Source organism: Campylobacter sp. RM9328, from assembly GCF_012978615.1.
The window spans coordinates 43,433-68,682 of sequence record NZ_LIWF01000005.1 but is presented as its reverse complement, the minus strand read 5'-3'; the positions used below and the strand labels follow the sequence as shown (position 1 = coordinate 68,682).

At 36.8% G+C, this 25,250-nt stretch carries 24 protein-coding genes; 14 read left to right on the top strand and 10 right to left on the bottom strand.

Annotated elements, in window-relative coordinates; translation table 11 throughout:
- Positions 1–12 precede the first annotated feature (12 nt).
- From CCAL9328_RS04695 to CCAL9328_RS04655, 9 genes are read right to left on the bottom strand one after another with little or no spacing between them, the layout of a single operon-like run.
- Positions 13–330, bottom strand: coding sequence for a YolD-like family protein (locus CCAL9328_RS04695; protein WP_236860494.1), 318 nt, complete (start codon positions 328–330; stop codon positions 13–15).
- Positions 311–1,573: a Y-family DNA polymerase gene (locus tag CCAL9328_RS04690; RefSeq protein ID WP_170000130.1), complete on the bottom strand. Its 1,263-nt coding sequence runs from the start codon at positions 1,571–1,573 to the stop codon at positions 311–313. The genes CCAL9328_RS04695 and CCAL9328_RS04690 overlap by 20 nt, the downstream gene beginning before the upstream one ends.
- Complete coding sequence (locus tag CCAL9328_RS04685) at positions 1,574–1,933, bottom strand: fluoride efflux transporter FluC (RefSeq protein WP_169935960.1); 360 nt, start codon at positions 1,931–1,933, stop codon at positions 1,574–1,576.
- The gene (locus CCAL9328_RS04680; protein WP_170000129.1) at positions 1,926–2,612 is read right to left on the bottom strand and encodes a lysophospholipid acyltransferase family protein; all 687 of its coding nucleotides are present in this window, start codon (positions 2,610–2,612) and stop codon (positions 1,926–1,928) included. The genes CCAL9328_RS04685 and CCAL9328_RS04680 overlap by 8 nt, the downstream gene beginning before the upstream one ends.
- A complete protein-coding gene (locus CCAL9328_RS04675) occupies positions 2,593–3,894 on the bottom strand; it encodes an SH3 domain-containing protein (RefSeq protein ID WP_170000128.1) in 1,302 nt (433 codons plus the stop codon). Before CCAL9328_RS04675 ends, CCAL9328_RS04680 begins: the two co-directional genes overlap by 20 nt.
- Positions 3,888–4,553 carry a phosphoribosylformylglycinamidine synthase I gene (gene purQ, locus CCAL9328_RS04670; protein WP_169935954.1) on the bottom strand — a complete coding sequence of 222 codons (666 nt, stop codon included), beginning with the start codon at positions 4,551–4,553 and terminating at the stop codon, positions 3,888–3,890. Before purQ ends, CCAL9328_RS04675 begins: the two co-directional genes overlap by 7 nt.
- Positions 4,550–4,786, bottom strand: coding sequence for a phosphoribosylformylglycinamidine synthase subunit PurS (purS, locus tag CCAL9328_RS04665; RefSeq protein WP_169935952.1), 237 nt, complete (start codon positions 4,784–4,786; stop codon positions 4,550–4,552). Before purS ends, purQ begins: the two co-directional genes overlap by 4 nt.
- An 8-nt stretch (positions 4,787–4,794) precedes the next feature.
- A complete protein-coding gene (gene purC / locus CCAL9328_RS04660; RefSeq protein WP_169935950.1) occupies positions 4,795–5,505 on the bottom strand; it encodes a phosphoribosylaminoimidazolesuccinocarboxamide synthase in 711 nt (236 codons plus the stop codon).
- Positions 5,506–5,522: 17 nt separating this feature from the next.
- Positions 5,523–6,806 (bottom strand): S41 family peptidase, encoded by a 1,284-nt coding sequence (locus tag CCAL9328_RS04655; RefSeq protein WP_194238992.1) that lies wholly within the window; start codon positions 6,804–6,806, stop codon positions 5,523–5,525.
- Positions 6,807–7,025: 219 nt separating this feature from the next.
- Here CCAL9328_RS04655 and CCAL9328_RS04650 point away from each other — a divergent pair, with 219 nt between their 5' ends.
- The 13 genes from CCAL9328_RS04650 to hypA all read left to right on the top strand — a co-directional run bounded on the left by CCAL9328_RS04650 (position 7,026) and on the right by hypA (position 21,740).
- On the top strand, positions 7,026–9,599 hold the full coding sequence (locus tag CCAL9328_RS04650; RefSeq protein WP_169971737.1) for an ATP-dependent Clp protease ATP-binding subunit: 2,574 nt from the start codon (positions 7,026–7,028) through the stop codon (positions 9,597–9,599).
- A 181-nt stretch (positions 9,600–9,780) separates the two neighbouring features.
- Positions 9,781–10,935 (top strand): hydrogenase small subunit, encoded by a 1,155-nt coding sequence (locus CCAL9328_RS04645; RefSeq protein WP_169971736.1) that lies wholly within the window; start codon positions 9,781–9,783, stop codon positions 10,933–10,935.
- Positions 10,928–12,652 (top strand): nickel-dependent hydrogenase large subunit, encoded by a 1,725-nt coding sequence (locus CCAL9328_RS04640; RefSeq protein WP_170000127.1) that lies wholly within the window; start codon positions 10,928–10,930, stop codon positions 12,650–12,652. The genes CCAL9328_RS04645 and CCAL9328_RS04640 overlap by 8 nt, the downstream gene beginning before the upstream one ends.
- A gap of 3 nt (positions 12,653–12,655) precedes the next feature.
- Complete coding sequence (cybH, locus tag CCAL9328_RS04635; RefSeq protein ID WP_169935942.1) at positions 12,656–13,315, top strand: Ni/Fe-hydrogenase, b-type cytochrome subunit; 660 nt, start codon at positions 12,656–12,658, stop codon at positions 13,313–13,315.
- A gap of 2 nt (positions 13,316–13,317) precedes the next feature.
- Positions 13,318–13,872 (top strand): HyaD/HybD family hydrogenase maturation endopeptidase, encoded by a 555-nt coding sequence (locus tag CCAL9328_RS04630; protein ID WP_169935940.1) that lies wholly within the window; start codon positions 13,318–13,320, stop codon positions 13,870–13,872.
- A complete protein-coding gene (locus CCAL9328_RS04625; protein ID WP_170000126.1) occupies positions 13,832–15,313 on the top strand; it encodes a hypothetical protein in 1,482 nt (493 codons plus the stop codon). Before CCAL9328_RS04630 ends, CCAL9328_RS04625 begins: the two co-directional genes overlap by 41 nt.
- 36 nt (positions 15,314–15,349) lie before the next feature.
- On the top strand, positions 15,350–17,560 hold the full coding sequence (gene hypF, locus CCAL9328_RS04620) for a carbamoyltransferase HypF (RefSeq protein ID WP_170000125.1): 2,211 nt from the start codon (positions 15,350–15,352) through the stop codon (positions 17,558–17,560).
- A 46-nt stretch (positions 17,561–17,606) separates the two neighbouring features.
- Complete coding sequence (gene nikR / locus CCAL9328_RS04615) at positions 17,607–18,020, top strand: nickel-responsive transcriptional regulator NikR (RefSeq protein WP_169935934.1); 414 nt, start codon at positions 17,607–17,609, stop codon at positions 18,018–18,020.
- A gap of 215 nt (positions 18,021–18,235) precedes the next feature.
- Positions 18,236–19,048 (top strand): hydrogenase nickel incorporation protein HypB, encoded by an 813-nt coding sequence (gene hypB / locus CCAL9328_RS04610; protein ID WP_170000124.1) that lies wholly within the window; start codon positions 18,236–18,238, stop codon positions 19,046–19,048.
- Positions 19,048–19,338 (top strand): HypC/HybG/HupF family hydrogenase formation chaperone, encoded by a 291-nt coding sequence (locus tag CCAL9328_RS04605; RefSeq protein ID WP_169971730.1) that lies wholly within the window; start codon positions 19,048–19,050, stop codon positions 19,336–19,338. The genes hypB and CCAL9328_RS04605 overlap by 1 nt, the downstream gene beginning before the upstream one ends.
- Entirely contained in the window at positions 19,322–20,413 is a 1,092-nt protein-coding gene (gene hypD / locus CCAL9328_RS04600) for a hydrogenase formation protein HypD (RefSeq protein ID WP_169935928.1), read from the top strand. The genes CCAL9328_RS04605 and hypD overlap by 17 nt, the downstream gene beginning before the upstream one ends.
- On the top strand, positions 20,410–21,399 hold the full coding sequence (gene hypE / locus CCAL9328_RS04595) for a hydrogenase expression/formation protein HypE (RefSeq protein WP_170000123.1): 990 nt from the start codon (positions 20,410–20,412) through the stop codon (positions 21,397–21,399). The genes hypD and hypE overlap by 4 nt, the downstream gene beginning before the upstream one ends.
- The gene (gene hypA / locus CCAL9328_RS04590; RefSeq protein WP_170000122.1) at positions 21,399–21,740 is read left to right on the top strand and encodes a hydrogenase maturation nickel metallochaperone HypA; all 342 of its coding nucleotides are present in this window, start codon (positions 21,399–21,401) and stop codon (positions 21,738–21,740) included. The genes hypE and hypA overlap by 1 nt, the downstream gene beginning before the upstream one ends.
- Before the next feature lie 48 nt (positions 21,741–21,788).
- Here the strand turns inward: hypA and CCAL9328_RS04585 are convergent, their stop codons facing one another.
- Entirely contained in the window at positions 21,789–24,356 is a 2,568-nt protein-coding gene (locus CCAL9328_RS04585; protein ID WP_170000121.1) for a YhdP family protein, read from the bottom strand.
- Between CCAL9328_RS04585 and mltG the strand changes: the two genes are divergently transcribed.
- Positions 24,304–25,248: an endolytic transglycosylase MltG gene (mltG, locus tag CCAL9328_RS04580; RefSeq protein ID WP_170000120.1), complete on the top strand. Its 945-nt coding sequence runs from the start codon at positions 24,304–24,306 to the stop codon at positions 25,246–25,248. The genes CCAL9328_RS04585 and mltG overlap by 53 nt on opposite strands.
- Positions 25,249–25,250 lie beyond the last annotated feature (2 nt).

Genomic DNA, 25,250 nt, shown 5'->3' with positions numbered 1-25,250 from the left:
ATGTCAATGTTATTAACTATTTTTAGTTATATCGTATATATCGTTAAAATTTATCTCGGTTTTTGCGATGTTTATCTTTTGTAGTTTTAAATTTATCTGTGTAGTAAGTCCGCTTAAATGAATGCAGTCAAAACCGTCATGGTAGGTAAGAGATATGTTATCTCCAGGCTTTAATGTGCTTAAAATTTCTAAGTTTTCATAGGCTTTTGCCTCGTCTATTTCAAGCTTTTGACTAGCTTGTCTCTCTTGTTCCCTAAGCGCTTTACTTAGCGTTGACAGAGGATTAAAGGAGCTAAAAATTTTTGCTCTATCATTTTTTATCTTTGACACCGCTTTTATGCCCTCCGATTTTTTCGTTTCTATCTCGCCCTGTTGCTTCTGGCATAAGATCTATCGCTCTTAAGATGGCATTTTTGCCAAATTTATCCTTGATGGCATTTATGGCTTTTAAGGCAGTTTTTTCTTTATCGTCTTGCTCGTCAAAAAGACTTTTTTCTACTTGAGTATCTTTTTTGATATTGTTTGCGCTTATGCTAATTTGCCTGATAAGTCCTAAATTTTTGATTTTATTTAGATATAGATCCTCAACGCTTTGTATGATCTTACTGGCGATATTTGTAGGAGTATGGTAGCTTATCGTAGCGCGTTCGTGTCCAAGATTTTTATCGGCAAATTTTATCACTATGCTAATTCCGCTGGCTTTGACATTTTGCGCCAACATCTTTAAGCTTAGTCTATCGCTCATCTCTTTTATAACAGTTAAAGCTTCATAATACTCATAATCACGCGGTAAAATTTCAGAGCTATAAAAAGACCTTGTGCTTGGCTTGTATGCTTTTATGTCAGCGATAGTTGTCGGCTCGATACCATTTGCATGATCAAGAGCTATATAGGCGTCTATGCCAAATATCTTTTCAAGTAAATTTAAAGGAACCATTGACATGTCTTTCATGCAAAAAATTCCATATCGGTTTAGCTTTGCTTCTGTTTGTTTGCCTATGCGCCAAAAGTCGCTAAGAGGCCTATGTGTCCAAAGCTTTTCTTTGTATAAATTTTCATCTAAAAACGCTATATTGTCATCACTATGCTTTGCAAGCATATCAAGTGCGATCTTTGCTAGGTATAAATTTGTACCGATCCCACAAGCAGCTGTTATGCCGGTTGTTTTAAAGATATCTTCCATTATCATTTTAGCTAGTGATCTTGCATCAAGAGAGTAAAATTTAATATACTCGCTAATATCCATAAAGGCTTCATCTATGGAGTAGACATAAATGTCCTCTTTTGCGATGTATTTTAGATAAATACCATAAATTTTTGCCGCATAGTCTATGTAATACTGCATGCGAGGGGCAACGGTTGTGTATTTGATATTTTTTGGTATCTCGTATAGGCGACATCTATTTTTGACGCCTTGATCCTTCATATATGGAGTAACCGCAAGACATACCGTGCCATCGCCTCTGCTTGTGTCCGCAACTACTAAATTTGTCTTAAATGGATCAAGTCCAAGCTCCACGCACTCTACGGATGCGTAAAATGACTTTAGGTCTATTACGATATATGTTTTCATTTATATGAAATTTTTGCTTACTAAAACCCCAAGATAACAAAAGGTTATACACATAAAAACACTTAGAAATATATTTGCAAAAGCCAGTATCGGATCTTTTGAAAAAAGCGTAACGGTTTGATAGCTAAAAGTAGAAAATGTAGTAAATCCACCAAGTAGACCTGTTATCAAAAAGAGTTTTAAGCTGGGATCAAATTTTAGGCTAAACAAAACACCTATAAAAAAGCTGCCTAGTGAATTTAGAAAGAGTATAGATAATGGAAAGGATGTGATAAAAATTTTATTTATCAAAATATCCAGACCATATCTAAAAATAGCCCCGAAAAAACCTCCAAAGCCAACAAGGATTAAGTTAAGCATTTAAATTTGCACGCTCTTTATCAAGTACGGCTTGCATTTTTGAGCGTGTATTTTCAATCCACTCTTTGTCGCTTGTGTCAATGGTGTCTAGACAGATAACTTTTATGTTGCCGTTTTTAAAGCTAAATTTTTTAACATTTAGGATATCTGTGCCAATTATTACGATAGGTTGGACTTTTAAATTTAGCTTTTCGGTTATTATCTTTGCGCCGCCTTTAAATGGTAATAACTTGCCCGAATACGACCTTGTGCCTTCTGGAAATATCGCCAAAACACGACCATTTTTTACTCTATCTTCTGCATCTTTTAGCAGCTTTATAAGGGAGTGTTTGCTCTCGCGTTCCACGGCTATCATTTTTGGCAGGCTTAAAATTTTACCGATTATCGGTATTTTACCGATTTGAGCTTTTGCTATCCAGCAGAGGTTTTTGGGATGAAGCTCTTCTAAAACGATAATGTCTAGCATGCTTTGATGGTTTATAAGTAAGATATTTGCTTCGTCGCTAAATTCGCCTTCGAGTTCTAAGCTATAAAGTCCGCAAATTCTTTGCAATTTCGCCCAAGCTCGTCTGATAGCACGGTTACTTTCGTTAAATACCCACATTAAAAACACAACAACTGAAACGCTAAGCAGGAATTGAAGTAGATAAAAAAAAGCTTTAATTCTTGAAAAGATCATCTTTTTTTACCCAGCCTATCTTTCCGTCGTTAAATAAAATTTTACGGTAGTCATCTTTATCTCCTAAAATTTCAACATTTTCTTGAGCAAGCGAAGTGTAGAATATAGTTGAGTTTTGCGTAGGCAAGATACTCACGCTTACGTTTGGTTTTAGTGTTGCTTTGCCAAAAGGGTTGTAAGTGTAAATTCCAAGCGCTACAAAGATGGCCGCAACGAAAAAATAACTAAATCTTCTTCTTAAAAGGGCAAGAAGGAAAAATATCCCGGCAAACGAATAAATAGCAATATCTTTATAGGCGCTAAATTCGCTTTGTTTTGGATTAAGCCCGATCTGAGTGCTTACATCGTCATCCTCAACACTAACAGGCAAAGAAAAGCTCTCGAATTTATTTCTACCTAAGTTATAGTAGTTGAAGTCAAGACTTTTTTTGTTAGGTTTAAATACGGCAAAATAATATGCACTTTGAAGCCCAAAGTCTCCAACTATAGTATCTACGCCTTGCTTTAAAATGGTTTTGTTTTGTATATCAAAGGCGCTTATGTCGATATTTCTACCTACTATTTCAACAACCATGATATTGTTTATATCATCAAATTTAGTAGTTTTAAATTTCTTTACTTCCAGGCTGTCTGCGACTATGTGGTTGAAATTTTCATCAGACCTTAGCTCTTTAAGTCTTGGAAGAAAGATGTTTATATTTGCATTTTGGTAATCTTGGTTATTTCTTTTAAGATTAAGACTTACGCGAAGACTTTTTGCTTCGATACTTTTTGCTATCATATGAAGCGTAGTTGTATATACGCCATTATCTGTTTTTATCCATTTTAAATTTTTGGAATTTAACCATTTTATATTAGTCTCATCGACTGTTGTAGTAAATTCAAAGTCGAAGTCACTTTGAGTATCAGCCAATATGTCAACACTAAAAATTTCGCCAATAATGGCATTTTTAGGCATATTTACGGCTTTAAGTATGACGTCTTTTGCTTTTACGCTATCGTAAATTTGAGAGTCGGGTATGCTAATATCTGGTTCGTTTGTGGGTATGATATTACGCATTTGTTCCGGGGTTATGCGCTCTGGCTGTGGTGAGACTAATTTTTGACTTATGTCAGGATTTGAAATAGGTGGTTGCGGTGTAGCCGAGGGCACATCTTCTTTGGGTGTGCTTTGGATAGTCTTTTCTCTGTCGCCATCCATCATATCAAAAATGCTAGGCTCACTCCTTTGAGCCGCATTTATGTTTAAAACAAGTAGTAAAATTGAAAAAAATTTTACCAAACTAGTCCTTTTAGCATTTTTAGACCATCGTCTGAGTTAAGTATTTTTTCACAAGCGCGCTCAGGATGCGGCATAAGGCCGAAGATCTTTTTACTCTTGTCGCAAATACCTGCTATACTATCGATAGAGCCGTTGATATTAACGTCATTGCCTTTTTCGTCACAATACTTTAGCAACACCTGTTCGTTTTGATACATCTCTTTTAGGGTTTTATCATCTGTAAAATAATTACCTTCGCCGTGTGCAACAGGGATATTTACTATCTCTCCAACTTCTAAATTTGATAGAAATTTATTTGAATTTGCTACAACTTTTAGTGGTTGGTATTTTGATATAAAACTCATGCTTTCGTTGCGTCTCATAGCGCCTGGCAATAATCCAAGCTCGAGCAACATCTGAAATCCATTGCAGATTCCAAGCACGTAGCCGCCTTTTTTAGCGTGTTCTACGACTGCTTTCATAGCAGGAGAAAATTTAGCGATGGCTGCTGTTCTTAAGTAATCTCCATAGCTAAAACCACCGGGTAAAACAATCAAATCAGCGTCGATTTTATCCTCTTTATGCCATACGATCTGCGTATCACAGCCTAGAAGATCAAATGCGTATTTTGTATCTACTTCGCAATTTGAACCGGGAAATAAAACTACCGCTACTTTCATAGCACTATCTCAAAATCTTCGATTACGGTATTTGCTAGTAGCTCTTCACACATTGTTTTAAGCTGTTTTTTTGCCTCTTCTTTATCTGTTGCGTCTATATCTAAAACAACTTGTTTTCCGATACGTACATTAGATACATTTGCAAAACCTAGTGAGCTAAGAGCATGTTCTGTTGCCTTGCCGGCAGGGTCTAAGACCCCGTTTTTTAGTGCTATATTTATAACTGCTTTCATTTTTAGCCTTACGATAAAATTCTTCTTAAAACTTCTTCATAAGCGACTTTTACTTCGCCGATACCTTGTCTAAATCTATCTTTGTCAAGTTTTTCGTTTGTTTGTGCATCCCAAAAGCGGCAGCTATCAGGGCTTATTTCATCAGCCAGTAGTATATTACCGTCTTTATCGATACCAAATTCTACCTTAAAGTCAACAAGTTTTAAGCCTTTTGCTTCAAAGAATTTAAATAGTATAGAGTTTATTTCGCGAGCGATATGGCGTAATGTCTCAAGATCTTTTTCGCTTTTTACAAGACCCATAACAAGACAATGTTCGTCAGTTACGATAGGATCGTTTAGTTCGTCATTTTTATAATAAAATTCAACTAATGTAAACGGTAAAACCATGCCTTCTTTTAGTCCAAGGCGTTTTGAAAGAGAGCCGGTTGCTATATTTCTAACAACAACTTCTAGAGGAACTATTTCACATTTTTTAACAAGCTGCTCTGTGTCGCTAAGTGTTTCAACAAGGTGAGTCGCTATGCCTTTTTCTTTTAAAATTTTAAAAAGTTGTGTGCTTATTTTATTATTTAAGGCGCCTTTACCGTCTTCTTTACCTCTTTTTTGAGCATTAAATGCGGTCAAATCGTCTTTAAATTCAGCGATGAGCAAATTTGCGTCATCGGTTGCATACATCTTTTTGCCTTTACCTTCGTAAATCAACTCTCTCTTTTCCATACACTACTCCTTGAAAATTATTGTTTTATTTTTAAAACTTTTACTACGTCAATGGCTGTTTTTAACTGTAAATCTTCATCAATTTTTTTCTGAGAAATTATCGTTTTATCATCTTTTGCTTCTGTTTTATTTGCTTCGGCACTTGCGTCTATTTTATCTAATTCACTTTGTAAATGCGCTTTTAGCTCACTTTCTTTTATTGCAAATGCACTATTTTCGCTTTGCGGTACTTTACCTGGATAGACTACTATATCAGGCGTAACACCGACTGCTTGTATAGTCCTGCCACTTGGAAGATAATATCGAGCGATAGTAAGTCTAAGAGCTTCAGTGTCGTCGATAGGTAGTATGACTTGAACGCTGCCCTTACCAAAGGTGTTCTCTCCTACTACTACACCACGTTTGTGATCTTGAAACGCACCACTAACTATCTCGCTAGCACTTGCGCTACCGCCGTTTACTAAAATGGCCAAAGGAAGTCTGCTTAGCGTGGCACTAGAGCTTGCTTTATACTCGGCATTTTCATTACTATCGCGACCTTTTTGAGATACTATGATGCCTTTATCTACAAAAAGATCTACTAGCCCGACAGCTTGATTTAGTAGTCCGCCAGGATTATTTCTTAGATCCATTATAACCCCGTCTACTTTAGGGTATTTCTTAAGAAATTCGCTTGCTTTACTGACTACGTTTTTGTCGAAATTTGTTATCCTAAGATATAAGATGTTTTCTTTTTCTATCATGCGAGCATATACGGACTCTACTTTTATTATGTCGCGTATGATTTTTACGTCAAATGGCTTTTGCTCGCCTTTTCTTACGATTGTTATGGTTATTGGAGTTTTTGGTTTACCGCGCATTTTATTTACGGCTTCATCTATCGTTGTTCCAATGGTTGCATTGCCGTCTATTCGCAGGATTATATCTCCTGCTTTTATACCGGCTCTATCTGCCGGAGTATCTTCGATAGGAGAGATAACGGTTAGTGCGCTATCTTTTATACCAACAGTTATGCCAAGTCCGCCAAATTCGCCGTTTGTTTGGACTTGCATATCCTTAAAAGCTTTTTCATTTAAAAAGCCCGAATGTGCATCTAAATTTTGCATAAGACCGCTTATGGTTTTATCGATAAGTTCTTTAAATTTTATATCATCAACATAGTATTTTTCAACGGTGGATATAGTTTTTGTTAGTTTTGAAAGCGCTTCGATCCTAATACTTGCATCATCATCGCTTTTAGCCGTCAGTGAAGTTGCTAAAAGTGCTGAAGAAAGTAAAAGTGAGATGAATTTTTTATTCAATTTTTCTCCTAGAATTTAAATACTGGGAATTTTAGTAGGTTTTGCCTAAAAAATGGCTAAATTTTAGCAATATCGTCGCATGAATTCAAAATTCCTACGCATTATAAAAAAGGGAAATATTGTCACTCGTATATTTTATCTGCTAAATTTATAAAAATACCTTGACAATAATAGACTAAAGTTATATAATACAACCAATATAAAATTAAGGAGCCAAGAATGTCTAATATAACAGAGAATTTGACAGCACAAATGACAAGCGCTTTAGAAAGTGCCGCGTCTTTAGCTATACATTCTAAAAATTCACAGGTTGTGCCACTGCATCTTTTTTGGGGATTGGTTACGGATAGTGGTTCGATCTTAAACCAAGTTTTTAACAAAATGTCTATCTCAAAAGAAGCCGTGGAGCTTGAGATAAAAAGCATTATTTCATCATTGCCTACAAGCTCAAACGTAAGCCGTGAAAATATCCAAATTTCACGTGATATGATAAACTCTCTTGAGAGTGCAAAAGGGCTTATGACTAGCCTTGGAGATAGCTTTGTGGCAGTAGATACGTGGATAATGGCAAATTTAGACGTTGAACCGATCAAAGGAATTTTGTCTAAATTTTGCGATATTTTAGAGATAAAGAAAAATTTAGAAGCCATTCGTGCAGGTCGCAAGATAGATACCCAAACTAGTGACGAAACACTTGATAGTTTAGAAAAATACGGGGTTGATCTTTGCAAGAAAGCTCTTGAGGGCGCACTTGATCCGGTTATCGGTCGTGATGAAGAAATAACAAGGATGATGCAAATTTTAATAAGAAAAAGCAAAAACAACCCTATCTTACTTGGTGAGCCGGGTGTTGGTAAAACGGCAATAGTTGAGGGCTTAGCTCAAAAGATAGTCGCTAAAGACGTGCCTGTAAGTTTGCAAAACAAACGCGTGATAGCTCTTGATATGAGTGCGTTAATCGCCGGTGCAAAATACCGCGGCGAATTTGAAGATAGATTAAAAGCCGTTATAGAAGAGGTTAAAAAGGCTGAAAACATCATACTTTTTATCGATGAAATTCACACCATCGTAGGAGCTGGTGCAAGCGAGGGTAGTATGGATGCGGCAAATATCCTAAAACCGGCTTTAGCGCGTGGTGAACTTCACGCAGTTGGTGCAACTACGCTAAAAGAGTATCGTAAGTATTTTGAAAAAGATGCGGCGTTACAACGTCGTTTTCAGCCTATCGACGTAAAAGAGCCAAGTGTAAATGAGGCCTTGCAAATTTTAAGAGGTATAAAAGCTAGACTTGAAGTCCATCATAGTGTAACTATAACTGACAGTGCGCTTGTGGCAGCTGCAAAGTTGAGCGATCGCTATATATCAAACCGATTTTTGCCTGATAAAGCCATCGACCTTATAGATGAAGCGGCGGCTGAGCTAAAAATGCAAATAGAAAGCGAACCATACGAGTTAGCACATGTAAAGCGTGAAATTTCAACTCTTGCCGTTGAAAAAGAAGCATTAAAAATGGAAGATGAGGCTAAAAATTCGGCTCGTTTGGAGCAGATAGAAAAAGAGATCGCAAATTTAAACGAGCAAAAACAAAGTTTAGATATAAAATTTGAAAATGAAAAGGCTGTGTTTAACGGAATTTCAAATGCTAAAAAACAGATCGATAGTCTAAAAAATGAAGCCGAGATCGCAAGACGAAACGGAGAATTTCAAAAAGCAGCCGAGATAGAATACGGCAAAATTTTAGAGGAAACAAACAAGCAAAAAGAGCTTGAAAGCAAATGGGAAAGCATGAAAAAAGAGGGCGTGCTTCTTAAAAATCAAGTAGACGAAGAGCTTGTTGCTGGAATTTTGAGCAAATGGACAGGCATAGCTGTTTCAAAAATGCTAGCTAGCGAAAAACAAAAATATCTACAAATAGAAGAGCATTTGCAAAAAAGCGTTATAGGTCAAGACGCTGCCTTGCACGCGCTTTCACGTGCCATAAAACGTAACAAAGCAGGGCTAAATGAAGGTTCAAGGCCTATTGGGTCGTTCTTGTTTTTAGGTCCTACGGGAGTTGGTAAAACGCAGTCGGCAAAGGCACTTGCTAAATTTTTGTTCGACGATGAAAAGGCGCTTATACGTTTTGATATGAGCGAATACATGGAAAAGCATAGCGTCTCAAGGCTACTTGGCGCACCTCCCGGATATGTCGGATACGACGAGGGCGGACAACTAACAGAAGCGGTTAGACGTCGTCCTTATAGCGTGATCTTGTTTGATGAGATAGAAAAGGCTCATAAAGATGTGTTTAATATCTTGCTTGGGATATTAGACGATGGGCGAGCAACCGATAACAAAGGTGTTACGGTGGATTTTAAAAATACTATCATTATCCTAACCTCAAATATCGCTTCAAATTTTATCATGGATCTTGAGGGAGAAGAGCGAGAAAAAGCCGTTAAAAACGAGCTTAAAAACTACTTTAAGCCTGAATTTTTAAATCGCCTGGATGATATGATAATTTTTAATCCGCTAACTGAAGATGGGCTTGTAAGTATCGTGCAAATCATGTTTAAAGAATTTCAAAACAGACTTGGCGAGCGCGATATAAAAGCAAATTTGGATATAAGTGCGGCTAAATTTATCGCAAGTGCCGGTTTTGACCCGGTTTATGGCGCTAGACCGCTAAGACGCGCACTGTATGAGCTTGTTGAAGATAATGTTGCCGAAATGATACTCAAAGACGAGCTTGAAAGTGGCGATGAGATAGAAATTTCAGCAAATGCAAATGAAATTTTAATTACCAAGAAATAGTGAATTTTAGGGCTGTTGCGGCAGCCCTTTACAATATGCTAAAAAATAATATTAACATAAAATAAATATTAATAAATCCTCTCTTAAATATTATCTCTAATAAAATTTTTAATAACCTTTTAGTAAAACTATGTGTAATATTTCACAGTTAGTTTTATCTCATTATATAAAAGGAGTAAAAATGACCGAGAATGACGTCCTTGTAAGGATTAACAAAAGATTGCTCGAACTTTCTAAAATTCCAAGAATCAATCAAGAAGGTTCTATTGCTAAACGTTTAAAAGAAAAAGGTTTTTCTAGGCGTGATTTCATGAAGTGGGCAGGTGCGATGAGCGCATTTATGGCACTTCCTTCAAGTTTTGCGCCAAGTATTGCAAAAGCTGCCGAGCTTAGTGATAGACTGCCCGTGATTTGGCTTCATATGGCCGAGTGCACGGGTTGCTCAGAAAGCCTTCTTAGGAGTGATACTCCAACTATAGATAGTCTTATTTTTGACTATATTAGCCTTGAGTATCATGAAACCCTAATGGCCGCGGCAGGTCATCAAGCTGAAAGAAATTTGCACGATGCCATTAAAAAGTATAAAAACCGCTATATTTTGATGGTGGAGGGTGCTATCCCAACCGGAGCTACCGAATACTATCTAACGATAGGCGCCGAAGGTCATACGGGTAAGCAGATAGCTCAAAATGCCTGTGAAAATGCGGCGGCTATATTTAGTATAGGAACTTGCTCTAGTTTTGGAGGAATTCAAGCCGCACATCCAAATCCAAGCAACTCAAAAGCGCTAAGCGTTATCACTTCAAAACAAGTTATAAACGTCCCCGGCTGTCCTCCAAGCGAGAAAAATATCGTAGGAACACTGCTTCATTTTATATTATTTGGCACTCTTCCTGCTCTTGATGTTTACAACAGACCAAAATGGGCTTATGGACTTAGAATTCATGACCTTTGTGAAAGACGCGGACACTTTGATGCCGGCGAGTTTGTGCAAAGCTTTGGTGACGAAGGTGCTAAACAGGGCTTTTGTCTATACAAGGTAGGTTGTAAAGGACCATATACTTTTAATAACTGTTCACGCGAGCGCTTTAACTCTCATACATCATGGCCTATCCAGGCAGGACATGGCTGTATAGGTTGCAGTGAGCCTGACTTTTGGGATACTATGGGGCCGTTTGAAGAGCCAATGGCAGATAGATTATACAACACTCCGTTTGGTATTGGGTCTGACGCCGTAAGCGATAAAATCGGAGTTGGAATTTTAGCTCTAACAGCCGTTGGCATAGCAGCGCACGCAGCAATAGCCGCTATGAAAAAAGGAGATAACGATGAGTAAAAGAAAGATTGTCATAGATCCTATAACTAGGATAGAGGGGCACTTGCGCGTAGAGGTTGTTGTTGATGATAATAACGTCGTGAAAGAGGCGTATTCTGGATCGACACTTTGGCGTGGTATAGAGCAGATAGTAAAAGGACGTGATCCCAGAGACGTTGGGTTTTTTACTCAAAGAATTTGTGGCGTTTGCACGTATTCTCACTATAAAGCAGGTATTATCGCGGTTGAAAACGCACTTAGTATAACGCCTCCTTTAAATGCCCAACTAACAAGAACTCTTATGAATGCAGCGCTTTTTGTGCATGACCATATCGTTCATTTTTATCACTTGCATGGGCTTGACTGGGTTGATGTTATATCAGCTCTTAGCGCTGATCCTAAAAAAGCAAGCGAAGTTGCGTTTAAATTTACAGACCTACCGTATGCGTGCGGGGAGGATAAGCTTAAAGAAGTTCAAAAAAGAGTAGGGGAATTTGCAGCTAAAGGTAACCTTGGACCATTTGCAAATGCGTATTTTGGACATAGCACTTACAAACTAAGTCCTGAAGAAAATTTAATAGCTCTTTCGCACTATCTTGAATGCTTAAGAATTCAACGCACCGCAGCGCAACTTATGGCGATATTTGGCGGTAAAAACCCACATCCGCAAAGCTTAACCGTAGGCGGTGTAACTTGCGTTATGGATATCGAAAGCCCCGCAAGACTAGGCGAATATCTAACAAAACTAAAAGAGATCCAGGAATTTGTTAATCGTGCTTACTATCCGGACTTAGTTATGGCGGCAAAAGCCTATGCGAACGAGCCTAGCGTGCTAAATGATATCGGTGTATCAAATCTTTACACATTTAAAGAATTTCAAATAGGCGCAAACGAGTGGTTGTTTGAAAGCGGTATCATTAAAAACGGCGATCTAAGCAAGGTTTATGATGTTGATGAGAGCCTTATAACTGAAGAAGCCACACATGCTTGGTATGAAGATGACAAAGCACTTCATCCGTATGATGGCAAAACCGATCCAAAATACACAGGTTTAATTGATGGTGAAAGTATTGGCGAAGACGGTAGGATGGTTCATTCTAAATTATTTAACACAAAAGGTAAATATAGCTGGATAAAAGCGCCTAGATACGGCGGAGAATCTCTGCAAGTAGGTCCTTTGGCAAATATCGTAGTTAATTACGCAAAAGGAAACAAATACGTAGTGCCTGTGGTGGATAAATTTTTAAAAGACACGGGACTTCCTTTAAGTGCTGTTTTATCAACACTTGGTAGAACTGCAACAAGGATGCTTGAAGCTAAAATCATAACCGATAACACTATTACGGCCTTTAATAACCTCATAGAAAATTTAAAAACCGACCGTGAGACATGTGCTAAATACTCTATAGACAAAAACAAAGAGTATAAAGGCAGATACATGGGTCATGTGCCACGCGGAACGCTAAGTCACTGGTGTCGCATAAAAGATGGCGTCATAACCAACTGGCAAGCTGTAGTTCCTAGCACATGGAACGCCTCTCCAAAAGATGCCAAAGGTCAAATGGGATCGTATGAGGCGTGTTTGATCGGTTTAAAGATAGCCGATGTTACACAGCCACTTGAGATCGTGCGTAAAATTCACTCATACGACCCTTGTATAGCTTGTGCCGTTCATGTGATGGACACAAAGGGGGCAAAACTTGGCGAGTATAAGATAGATGCAAATCTAAAAGGATAAGCCATGAGAAAAGCAGAGTATGAATTTAGCATAGGAGTTAGACTTACGCATTGGATTAGAGCTATTGCGATAGCGTTTTTGATTTTTAGCGGGTTTTACATCTCTTATGTATTTATAGCGCCTGAAATTTCGGCAGAACCTACGCTGTTTTTAAACGCAAAATGGAGAGCCGCCCATCAGGTTGCTGGGTTTATTTTGATAGCGTGCTTTATATTTAAAGTTTATCTATTTATATTTGACAAACATAGTAGAAAGGAGTTAAGAAGTGTTTTTGACTTTTTAAATCCAAAAATTTGGTTCTCGCAGATCAAATACTATCTGTTTTTAGGCAAACATCCTCATCTAAAAGGTGTTTACAACCCGCTTCAGTTTGCGTCTTATTTTTTCTTTTATGTTGTTTTGGCTCTTATATGCGTTAGTGGCCTTGTGCTTTACGCTCACGTTTATCACGAAGGACTTGGTGGCGCTATATATGACATTGCTAGATGGCTTGAGGAGATGATGGGTGGTTTGGCAAATGTTAGAACGATACATCGAATTTGTATGTGGGTTATCATGATATTTGTGCCCATTCATGTCTATATGGCTGTATTTAATGCCGTTAAAGGCAAAAACGGAGCCATGGATGCGATAGTTAGCGGATATAAATTCGTAAAAGAATAAAGATGAAATTTCTGCTTCTTGGTATCGGAAACGTTATGTTTGGCGATGAGGGCTTTGGAGTGCATTTTATAAAGTGGGTAGAGAGAAACTACCGCTTTACAAGCAAGGAGCATTTGCTTGAATTTATAGACGGCGGGACGTTAGCCATGGCGCTAACTCCCGTTATTTCGGAATTTGATAGTATAGTGATGGTTGATTGTATAGAGGCTAACGACTCAAAAGTAGGCGAAATTTACTTCTTTGACTATGAAAATATCCCTGAATTTATAAATTTTGACGGATCTGCACATGAAGTCGAGATGAAGCAAACATTAGCATATATGGACATTTTAGGTGATAGACCTGAGGTTAAAATTTTAGGACTTATCCCAAAGCGGATAGAGCCCATGAGTTTTGAACTCTCAAGCCAACTGATAAATGGCGCAAATGTCGCTTTAAACGCACTTTTAAACTATCTTTTAAAATGCGGATTTGAGTATGAAAAGATAGATAATCTTAGCATACAAGATATAGCAAATGAGTATAAGAAGAAAGGTTTTTATGGTTCTAGCTTTTGAATTTTTATGGATAAAAGAGCTTGTTTGGTTTGAGATCATCCTAAGACAAACGGCTAAAAATTTACCTCATAAAGTAGTAAAAGATAGCGAAGGACTTACGCTTTTTATTAGTGCAAACGAGAGTGAACTTTCTAAATTTAGTGACAAACTTTGCATAAATTTACCAAGTTCGCTTTTTATAAAAGGCTTTAGAGTTTATGAAGCAAGCATGCCAAACGACAAAAGCGATAAAGATGTGCACTTGGAGTGTGATTTGCCAGCTCTAACCCCGCTTCAAGAGCTAAATTTTAAACAAAACGGACAAATTTGCAAAAATGAATTTGGTGTTTTAAGTAAAATTTCTGTACTTGATCAAAAAATTTGCGAAGACAATTTTAACCTCCTTTTAGGGCAGTGCGCTAAAAAGATAAAAGATGGAGAGGTAGTGAAATTTAAGAGCAGCTCTAGTGAATTTGAAGTAGAGATCCTACATAGCTTTGATAAATTTGACTTTATCATGCCAACTAATTCAAAAGCGCTTTTAAACATCTTTGCTTTTAATGAGCGCGAGATAACGGCACTTGCTAGCTTTGAAAAGCCGATGTTAAGACTAAAAACAAATGCGCTTTTTAAGCAAAAACACCCTCAAATTCAAACTACGGCAAATGTTAAATTACCACAGGATTTTTTTATCTTTGCTCTTTGCGATAAACTTTATAATGATAAGATAAATTTTATCGGAGTTAGAAATTTAGGCAAAAATTCTATTTTGAAATTTTGCCTTTTTGATAAAGAAAGCTTGGTTTACGATAGCAGTTCAAAAGAAGAGCTAGAGAGTGATTATTTTGAGTTAAATTTAAACAAAAATAGTGCCGACGGTATATTTTTAGTGCGTAAAAATGATAAGATACCGCTACTTTTTATACCAAATTTTATAAGTTTTGACGAAATTTTTAAGGAGATAAAAGGGCTTGATGGCGGAGAAAGGTTGCTTGAAAATTTTGCAAAAACTTATGTTTTACCAAGCGAAAATTTAAACCTAAATGCAAATTTTTACTCACTGTTTTGCATGAGTGCAAAGGTGTTAAATTTTAGTCCAAATTTAAAACAAGCAGGAGAAAGGCTGCTATTAAACGCCTTTAACTTTGGTGCAAATAGAGGCGTTTTGATAGATTGTAAGGTTAAAGACGGTGTTTTTGATGTGGCTAAATTTATAAGAAGCACCATGAGTTTTATGCTAGCCGGAGCGCAAGAGGGCAACATAAGCTATGGTGTGGTAAGTTCACTGGCTGGCTTTTTAGCAAATTTCATACTTGAAAAAGCGGATGAATTTGATATAAAAACCGTGAAATTTAGCGGAGATTTATTTAAAGAAGAAGCTGTATTAAAAACATTTAAGCGCGAATTTGAGCCAAATTTTAAGCTTGATTTTAGCAGTTTGGGCATTAAAATATCACTGTAAAGCCCGAATTTATTAAATTTTTGTTATAAATTTCAAATGATAAATTATAATTTTGAAATTTCAGGTTTAGTTCAGGGTGTTGGTTTTAGACCATTTGTGTATTCACTAGCGATCAGGTATGGACTAAAGGGTGAAATTTACAATGACGACGAAGGTGTAAAGCTAAGCCTTTATGGAAAAGAAAAGGCGCTATTATCATTTGAAAAGGCACTATTTGCTGAGCTAGTGCCGCTTGCTAGGATAGATGAGCTAAGGAAATTTAAAGGCGATAAAGTCTTTGACGAGCTAAACATCATTGCTTCTAGATCAGCCCAAAAAGCAGCTGCCATACTACCTGATTTTGCTATTTGCAAAGAGTGCGAACGAGAGTTTTATGATCGGTCAAATCCTCGCTATCTATATCCATTTATAAACTGCACGAATTGCGGTCCGAGATTTTCTATCATAAAATCCCTGCCATATGATCGTATAAACACAACCATGAATGAATTTAATATGTGTGAAAGTTGCGAGAGTGAGTATAAAAATCCACTCGATCGTCGCTATCACGCACAGCCCATCTCATGTCCAAAATGCGGTCCTAAGCTTATGTTAAAAGATAAAGTCGGTAAAATTTTAACCCAAAACGAAGACTCGATAAAACAAGCCACGCAGCTTATAAAAGATGGTAAAATTTTAGCCATAAAAGGACTTGGCGGCTTTCATCTAGTTTGCGACGCGCATAATCAAAATGCGATAAATGCGCTTAGACTTCGCAAACATCGCCCGCACAAGCCGTTTGCTATAATGTGTAAAAATTTGCAAAACGCTAAAGAACTGGCTGAAATTTCAAGTAAGGAAGAGGAGCTTTTAACTTCAATTTTAAAGCCGATCGTGCTTTTAAAAGCAAAGCCAAACAGCACTTTAGCGCCAAGTATCGCGCCAAATTTAAACCGTCTTGGCATTATGCTAGCATTTAGCGGTATCCATTTAGCACTTTTTGAATACCTTGATACAAATATCGTGGCAACTAGCGCAAATATCTCCGGTGAGCCGGTGATATATAACGAAGCAGAGCTACTTTATAAGCTTGGCGATGTGATTGATTTTTATCTTGACCACGATAGGCAAATTTACTCTCCCAGTGACGATAGTATCGCTTTTGCGGTTCAAGAGGAGATAAATTTTACACGCACTTCGCGCGGGCTTAATCCATACTTTTTTCATTCAAATTTCAACAAAAAAGGGACATTTTTAGCCCTTGGTGCCGAACTCAAAAATCAATTTGCCATCTATCATAACGGGCAAATTATGATAAGCCCATACATTGGAGATCTTAAAAATGTAGCTACTTTTGATAGATTTTTAAATGTTTTAAACCTTTTTGTTAAAACCTACGAGCTTAAATTTGATCACGTGATTTGCGACCTTCACCCGCATTTTTTAAATACAAAATGGGCTAAAGAGCAGGGATTTACTTTAAGTGCCATCCAGCATCATTATGCACATCTTTTAGCTGTTATGTTTGAGCATAATTTACCAAAAGATGGCGAATACATCGGCTTTTGTTTTGATGGTACAGGATATGGTGAGGATGGTAAAATTTGGGGTGGAGAGGTATTAAAAATAGATCAAAACGGCTATAAAAGGCTTTATTGTTTTGATGAATTTAAACTAATAGGTGGCGAAAATAGCATAAAAAACATCTATCAAATCGCTTACTCTATCATATTAAAATACGATCTTGAAGATGAAGCGAGAGAATTTTTATCAAAATTTGACGCAAAAAGGCTTTTGGCACTAAAATCAGCGCATAATGTTACCAATATACACACTAGCTCTTTAGGCCGCGTGTTTGACGCATTTGCAAGCGTTATCTTGGGTTTAGAAAGTATAAGTTACGAAGCCCAAAGCGGTATGGAGCTTGATAAATTTTATGATGAAAGTTTGGACTATTCTTATAAATTTGAGATAAAAAATGGTGTTATAAATTTTAAAAATGCCTTTAAATCGGCTCTAAAAGATGACGCAAGGCACGCAGTTACTGGCTTTATTAATGCTATCGCAGATCTAGTAACTCAAGTATCTAAAGAAGGCAAAAAAGATGTCTTGCTTTCTGGAGGAGTATTTCAAAATTCTACACTTTTATCACGTGTGATTAGGAATTTAAAAGATAAAAATATAAATTTTTATCACTGTTCTAAATTTTGTGATAACGATACAAATATAGCTTTGGGTCAAATTTATTATCTTTTATCTAAAATTTAAGCTTTAAAGTTTTATAATAACATAAGTTTAAGTTAAGGGGGCTAACATGGATGAGATAATTAGATTTAGCGTTTCTTTACCTAAATCGCTTCTGGACGAACTTGACAAAAAGATCGCAGAGCAAGGATATGCTTCAAGAAGCGAACTGACACGAGATCTCATAAGAGAAAAGATGGTAAAAGATAGTTGGGAGACTTCAAGTGGCGAACTTGTAGGTGTTTTAACGGTCATTTACACACATCATCAAAATGAGCTTGTTGTTAAGATGTTAGAGCTTGAACATGATGCTGATATAAAAATCGTCTGCACAACACACATTCATATAGATCATCACAACTGTCTTGAGACGCTTGTTTTACGCGGTGAAGCTGATAAAATAAAGCGTTTTAGCGATAGGATATCAGGACTAAAAGGTGTTAAATTTGCCGAACTTACAAAAGCAGCCGTTCCGCACACCTGATAACACTTAATATTTTTAATTAAAATATAAATTTATAGTGGTAGGTTATTTTAGTATTTAAATTTATGAAATTTTATGCTTCTAAAATTTACAGTCAAGTTAAAATTTCATAAATTTTACTACATTTTTTCTTCTAAAAATTTAAAATTTAAATTTAAGCTTTATCTAATAATCAAAGAGTTAAACTTATAAAATTAATATTTAAGGAGCTAAAAATGTGTAAAGATTGCGGTTGCTCGCTGCCTGGTCACTCACACGAGCATACTCATACGGACGGTACAAAACATACTCACTCGCATTCTCATGACGGAATTTTATCTCATACTGACAAAAAAGCCCACGAACACGAGCACTCGCATGCACATCCGGTGTTAAATGAAAGCAAAACGATAGATGTTATAGAAAAAATTTTATCGGCAAATGATGCCGAGGCAGAGCACAATAGAGCTCATCTTGACGAGCATAAAATTTTATGCGTAAATTTAATGAGTTCACCAGGGGCTGGTAAAACCACTCTTTTAGAAGCTACTATAAAAAATTCAAACATCAAAATCGGCGTAGTCGAGGGCGACTTAGAAACTAACCAAGATGCGGATCGTGTAGTGCTTGCAGGCGGTAAGGCTCACCAGATAACCACCGGTCAAACATGCCATTTGGACGCTTTTATGGTACATGAAGGACTTCATCATCTGCCTTTAAATGAGCTTGATATGGTGTTTATAGAAAATGTCGGAAATTTAGTCTGCCCTGCTAGTTATGATGTAGGCTCGCATTTTAACGCAGTGCTTATATCAGTGCCTGAAGGCGACGATAAAGTAAGTAAGTACCCTGTAATGTTTCGCGCGGCAGATGTGCTTTTGATAAGTAAAATTTCACTTCTTCCTTATTTTGACTTTGATATAGAAAGGGTAAAAAAAGACGCAAGAAAACTTAATCCCAAAATCGACATTATCGAGATAGATAGCAAAACAGGCGAAGGTATCCAAAAGTGGGTTGAGTATCTAAAATTTAAAAAAGAGATGAGATAATGTGCCTTTCTATACCATCAAAAGTTATCGAGATAGATAGCGATAATGTAGCACTAGTTGAGACGCTTGGCGTTCAAAGAAGAGTTAGTCTTGATCTAATCGCAGAGCCGGTAAGCCCTGGTGAATACGTCCTAATCCATGTCGGATACGCAATGGAAAAGATAGACACAAAGATCGCTCAAGAAAGTATACAAATTTATAAACAAATAGCCAAAGACATGAAAAGCGGCGTGATAGACAGCTATGATGGCGACATGGGACTAAGGGATTTTGATGGATCTGATAAATGATTTTCGCGATAAAGAACTTATCTTAACTCTTAGTTCGTTAATAAAAAAAGAAAGTAAAAAACCGCTAAATATCATGGAAATTTGCGGTGGACATACGCACTCTATTATGAAATTTGCCTTGCCTGATCTAGTTGGCAAAAATATAAATTTTATCCACGGTCCGGGTTGCCCGGTTTGTGTTATGCCACGCTCGCGCATAGACGAAGCCTGTAAATTAGCAGCGCTTGAGGGTGTGGTGTTTTGCACCTTAGCCGATATGCTTAGGGTGCCAGGCTCATATACAAGCTTGCAAAAGTTAAGAGCTCAAGGGCATGATATACGCGCGCTTTACACACCGCTTGACGCTCTTAAAATCGCCAAACAAAACCCTGATAAAAATGTAATATTTTTTGCAATAGGTTTTGAAACCACAACTCCAATGAGCGCAAATCTGGTTGAAAAAACTATAGAGCAGGGTATTAAAAATTTATACTTTCATATAAATCACGTCACAGTTCCCGCTCCGGTTCGAGCTATCATGCAAGATGAAAATGTCAATATAGATGCATTTTTAGGACCTAGCCACGTAAGTGTTATAACTGGAAGTGAAATTTATAAAGAGCTTAGCGAGGAGTTTGCAAGACCGATTGCTATTAGCGGATTTGAGCCACTTGATATCATGGCTAGTGTCTTAAATTTAGTAAGACAGCAAAATTTAGGCACTCATGAGGTCTATAACGAATACGAACGTGTCGTTAGCAAAGACGGAAATTTAAAAGCAAAAGAGCTAATCGCAAAATACTTTATCCCATGTGACTTTGAGTGGCGAGGACTTGGCGTGATAAAAGATAGTGGTGTGAGACTACGAGATGAGTATGCACACCTTGATGCAAGGCAGAAATTTGACTGTAATGTAGAAAGCAAAGGCGAGAGCAAGGCCTGCATATGCGGTAAAATTTTACGCGGACAAGCAAAACCGTTTGAATGCAAAGTCTTTGCAAAAGCGTGCACCCCGCAAAATCCAATAGGCTCTTGCATGGTTTCAAGCGAGGGTGCTTGTGCGGCATATTTTAAATACGCAAAGAGGATTTCATGAAGATAATGCTTAGCCACGGTGGTGGTGGCGAGGAGATGAACTCGCTTATAAATGAAACTATTTTTAAAATTTTTGATAATGAAATTTTATCACAAAGTAACGACTCGGCTATCTTAAATTTAAACTCAAAATGTGCCTTTAGCACCGATAGTTTTGTGGTCACTCCTATATTTTTTAACGGTGGAGACATCGGCAAGATCGCAGCTTGCGGCACCATAAATGACCTTGCAATGGTTGGAGCTAAAGCAAAGTATCTAAGTTGCTCGTTAATCATCGAAGAGGGGCTTGAGATAGATGAGCTAAAGCAAATTTTAACCTCGCTAGCAGAAATTTGTAAAAATGACGGTGTAAAGGTTGTTTGCGGGGATACAAAGGTTGTGCCAAGAGGAAAGTGTGATAAAATTTTTATCAACACATCAGGGATCGGCGAAATAATCTGCGACAATGTAGAGCTTAAAAGCTTGCGTCCAAAGGCTAAAGTTTTGTTATCGGGAGATATCGGAAGACATGGTGGCGTTATACTTGCAAGCAGAGAAGAATTTGAGCTAAGTTCTGCGTTAAAAAGTGATTGCAAAAGTTTAAACAGTGTTGTTTTGGAGCTTGTAAAAAACGGCATAAAACCGCTTTGCATGAGGGACGCCACAAGAGGCGGCTTGAGCGCAGTTTTAAACGAGTGGTCGAAATTTAGCAACCTTGACATCTTGGTTTTTGAAGAAAAGATAAAAGTAAGCGATGAAGTTACGGGGATATGCGAGTTATTTGGATTTGAACCTTACGAGCTTGCAAACGAAGGGACTTTTGTCCTTGCCGTAAGCGAAGAAGACGCACCTTTGGCGCTTAAAATTTTAAAAGAATTTGACCAAAATGCAAGTGAGATAGGTGAAATTTTAGATAGTAAAAACTCAAGGGTTATTATAGAAAACGCTTATAAATCACGTAGATTTTTAGAGCCTCCAAAAGGCGAGCTTTTGCCAAGGATCTGTTAATGCACGAACTAAGTATCGCTCAAAATTTACTCACTCTTTGCGAGCAAAATGCCAAAAAAAACGGTGCAAAAAAAGTTAATGAAATCATCATCAAAATAGGGCGTTTAAGCGGAGTTGAGCCACATTATCTACAAAGTGCGTTTGATGTTTGCAAAGCAGGAAGTATATGTGATAGCGCCAAGCTTACTATAAATTTGCAAAATATAATCATAAAATGCAAAAGCTGCAACAAGGAAAATGAGCTTGATAAAAATGAATTTTTATGCCCAAATTGCGGCTCAAACGAGCTTGATGTTATAGACGGCGAAGACATGATGCTCATGCAACTAAAAATGGAATAATACATAAAATTTTATGTATTATTCTTAAAATTAAACTACACTTAACAATCAATCAAAAATCAAAAACGGAGCCTCTATAATATTTTTTATGATATTAAACGGGGAAAGCAAAGCGTCTTGTAAAATTTGAGTTGAATACTCCGGCTTTTGCGTTGTTCCGCGAATGGTGATGAGCGTTGAAAACGAGCGTTCTTTGCCAAGTATGATTTGATTGACTACAGGAATTTTATCGATGATATTACTTGCGTCTTTTAGTATCTTAAGCTCAAGATCGATATTTATCACCTTACTTTCAAGATCTATCGTGCCTTTTCCTGCGATATCGGCACTGCTTCCTTCGATGTCTATTGCTATAAATTTTATCAAAGAGCCATCTTTTTCAAATAAAATTTTACCGCTTTTTACCGTAAAGCCTTTATCGTTAAAATCAGGCGTTTTAAAGCTTAAAAGCGCAGGAACGGAGTTTATAAAGCTTAAAAGCTGTTGGTAAAATATATAATCCTTAATGTAAGCACTGTGAAATCTCGCCTCACCCTTAAATAAATCCTTGCTTTCCCCAAGTATCTTTAGCCTAAAATTTCCACTCTCAAAGCTGTTAAATCCAAAAATTTGATTAACAAATTCACCGCTTATCCCTGTGGCGTCAAGGTCGATTTTTTGGTTATTTTTGACAAATCCAAAACGCCCGTTTGATGGAAAACCTCTAATTATCATCTCGTCGGCTTTCTCATAAAATTCCAAGTTGTCAAACGTAAGTGTTCTGTTTAGATCTTTTATCGTTACGTCGGCATTTTTTGCGTATAAATTAAGTGCGTAAAGCCTCTCTTGATCGTTTGTTTCATTTGTGTCTATTTGTAAATTGAGATTTTGCGTTGTGATATTTACATCGCTTTGTTTTGTGTTAAATTTGATAAGTCCGCTTTTTGAGCGACCTTTTGAGGTAAGCTTTTGTATGTTTACATCGATGTTAAAGTCGTCTACTTCGTATTTAGTACCGTCTTTATGATAAAAAGGCAGGTTAAATTTAAGATCGTTTGCGTCTATGTTTAGAGTGTTAAAATCCTTCGTAGTAAGCGTAAAGTCTCTAAAATCACTTATGCCGATCTGGTTTAAAAGTGGCGAGTGTTTGATCAAACTTGCGTTGTTTGTTTGTATTTTATTCTCATCGCCAAAACTTAAATTTAGGTCGAAATTTAATATATTAAGCTTTGTATCATCTCCGCTAAAGTCAAGCTTTGCTTGTATTTTTTCATCTTTGAGGCTTAAAATTTTAGCATCATCTGAGCCAAGATCAAGGTTTTTTAAATTTGCTCTTATATCGCCGACACTTTTATTGATGTCTATGTTCGCTCTTGCGTCGCTGTTAAAAAACTCAAGACCAAAATTCTTTGCATCGATCTTTAGTATGTCTGTATTTATGAGTTTTATGTCGGCATTTTTAGCATTAAATTTCGCTCCCGCTATGTCTATGCCCGCATTTGTTGCGTTAAAATCGCCATTTGCGATGACGTTTATCGTATCGAAATTTATATCAAGCAATAGTGTGGCGTCCATTTTTCCACTTGTTTGATTTATCGGTATTTTTATATCATAAGTTTTTAAAATATCATTTATAACACTATCATACATTGAGCGAGTTTTTAGATTAAGTAAAATTCCAGCCTCTTTTTCGTCAAAAATATTATAGATAACAAGGTTTGAGCCGTCAAGTTTGCGACCTTTATATACCGGCTCTAAAAGATCAAAGTATAAATTTGAGTTTTTAAGTTTTATGCTCGCTTCTTTTACATCAACCGCCTCTAGGCTCTTTTCAAATTTTACCTTTAGGCCTTTTGCAACGGCTGTGGCATTAAGATCATCTAGATAAAATTCCGAATTTTCTAAATCCACCTTGCCATTTAACTCTTTGATATTGTAATCTTGTGCGATAATAAAGCCGTAGATCCAATTTTTAACATCCTCGTTTAAGTTAAATTTCAAATCAAGATCATTCATAAAATCCCGCAAAGAATTTGCCTTAATGTCATAAGCTTTATATCTTAAAATCCCATCTACAAGCGTAAAATCAATCCTTCCGTTTATCTCAAACGAATTAAAACTTCCAGAAAATGCGTATTTTTGTTTTTTGATATCAGCACTTCCAAAGCCAGACAAGGTTACATTAAAGTCCTTAAAAGCAAGGTTTGATATGTTAAAGTTATCAACCCCGGCTTCTTCTCTTTCTTGCATTTTAACATCTAGACCAAAATGCTTGTTGTCTACAAAAAAGGAGTTGTTTTCAAATAAAATTTTAAGCTCATTGTCTCCGATTTTTAAGCTGTGAAGTGAAATTTCTTGAAAAAGTATATCAAGCCATTTGGCACTTTGAGTAACATCGATTAGGTAATTACCTGAGGTCTTTTCCTCTTTTTGCACTTTTAGCTGAGGAAATTTTAATTCTTTTGCTCTAAGTATCAGTTTTTTATCGAGTTTTATGTATAATTGTTCTATTCTAAGCTCGTCAAATTCGAGGTTTTCAACCTTAATTCCAAATTTTAAGAGCAAGACTAAAGAAAGAACAAAGATGATTAAAAATTTTATAAAAAACCCATATTTAGCTATTTTTTTTGATGCCATACTTATATTTTTCCTAAGTATTTTTATATATCTAACACGTCCTATAAATACAAGCGAAGTCGTTTTTGTCCCAAAAGGCGGTGTTGGTGAAATTATATCTTATTTATCTAACCGTAACTTTAACCTAAGTAGTATCGACAAATACGCACTGATATTTATCGGATCACCACAATCAGGCTGGATAAATATGCAAAGCACTAAGTTAAGCAGGATTGATTTTTTACGTAAATTAACAGTAGCAAAAGCCGCTCTTAAGGACATAACTTTAATCCCAGGCGAAACTACTGTGATATTTTTAAACCAAATTTCAAAAGAGCTCGGCTTAAACGAGCAGATTTTAAATGCCGAATACAACGCGATATCTCCACTTCCTGACGGCTTTATCATGCCAAATACATATAAAATCCCGCTTGGCATCAGCGAAAGACACCTGGCTTACTATCTTGTAAATTCATCAAAAAAAGCACATCAAGACCTTAGTATGAAAATTTTTGGTGAATATGATGAAAAAAAATGGTTTAAGTTTTTAATCATCGCTTCAGTTATCCAAAAAGAAGCAGCAAGTAATGACGAAATGCCTCTTGTTAGCTCTGTCATCTACAACCGCCTAAAAAAAGGCATGAGACTACAAATGGACGGGACTTTAAACTATGGTATCTACTCTCATGAGACGATAACCCCGGAGCGTATACGCACTGACATGAGCAAATTTAACACATATCTAAACGACGGACTTCCGCCAAGCCCGGTTTCTTCAGTTTCTATAAATGCGATAAAAGCGGCGATAAGCCCCGCAAGTAGTGATTATTTGTATTTTGTAAGAGATAAAAGAACAAAAAAACATAAATTTTCAAAAACTTTAACCGAACATAATCAAAATATAGGTAGGTAGTG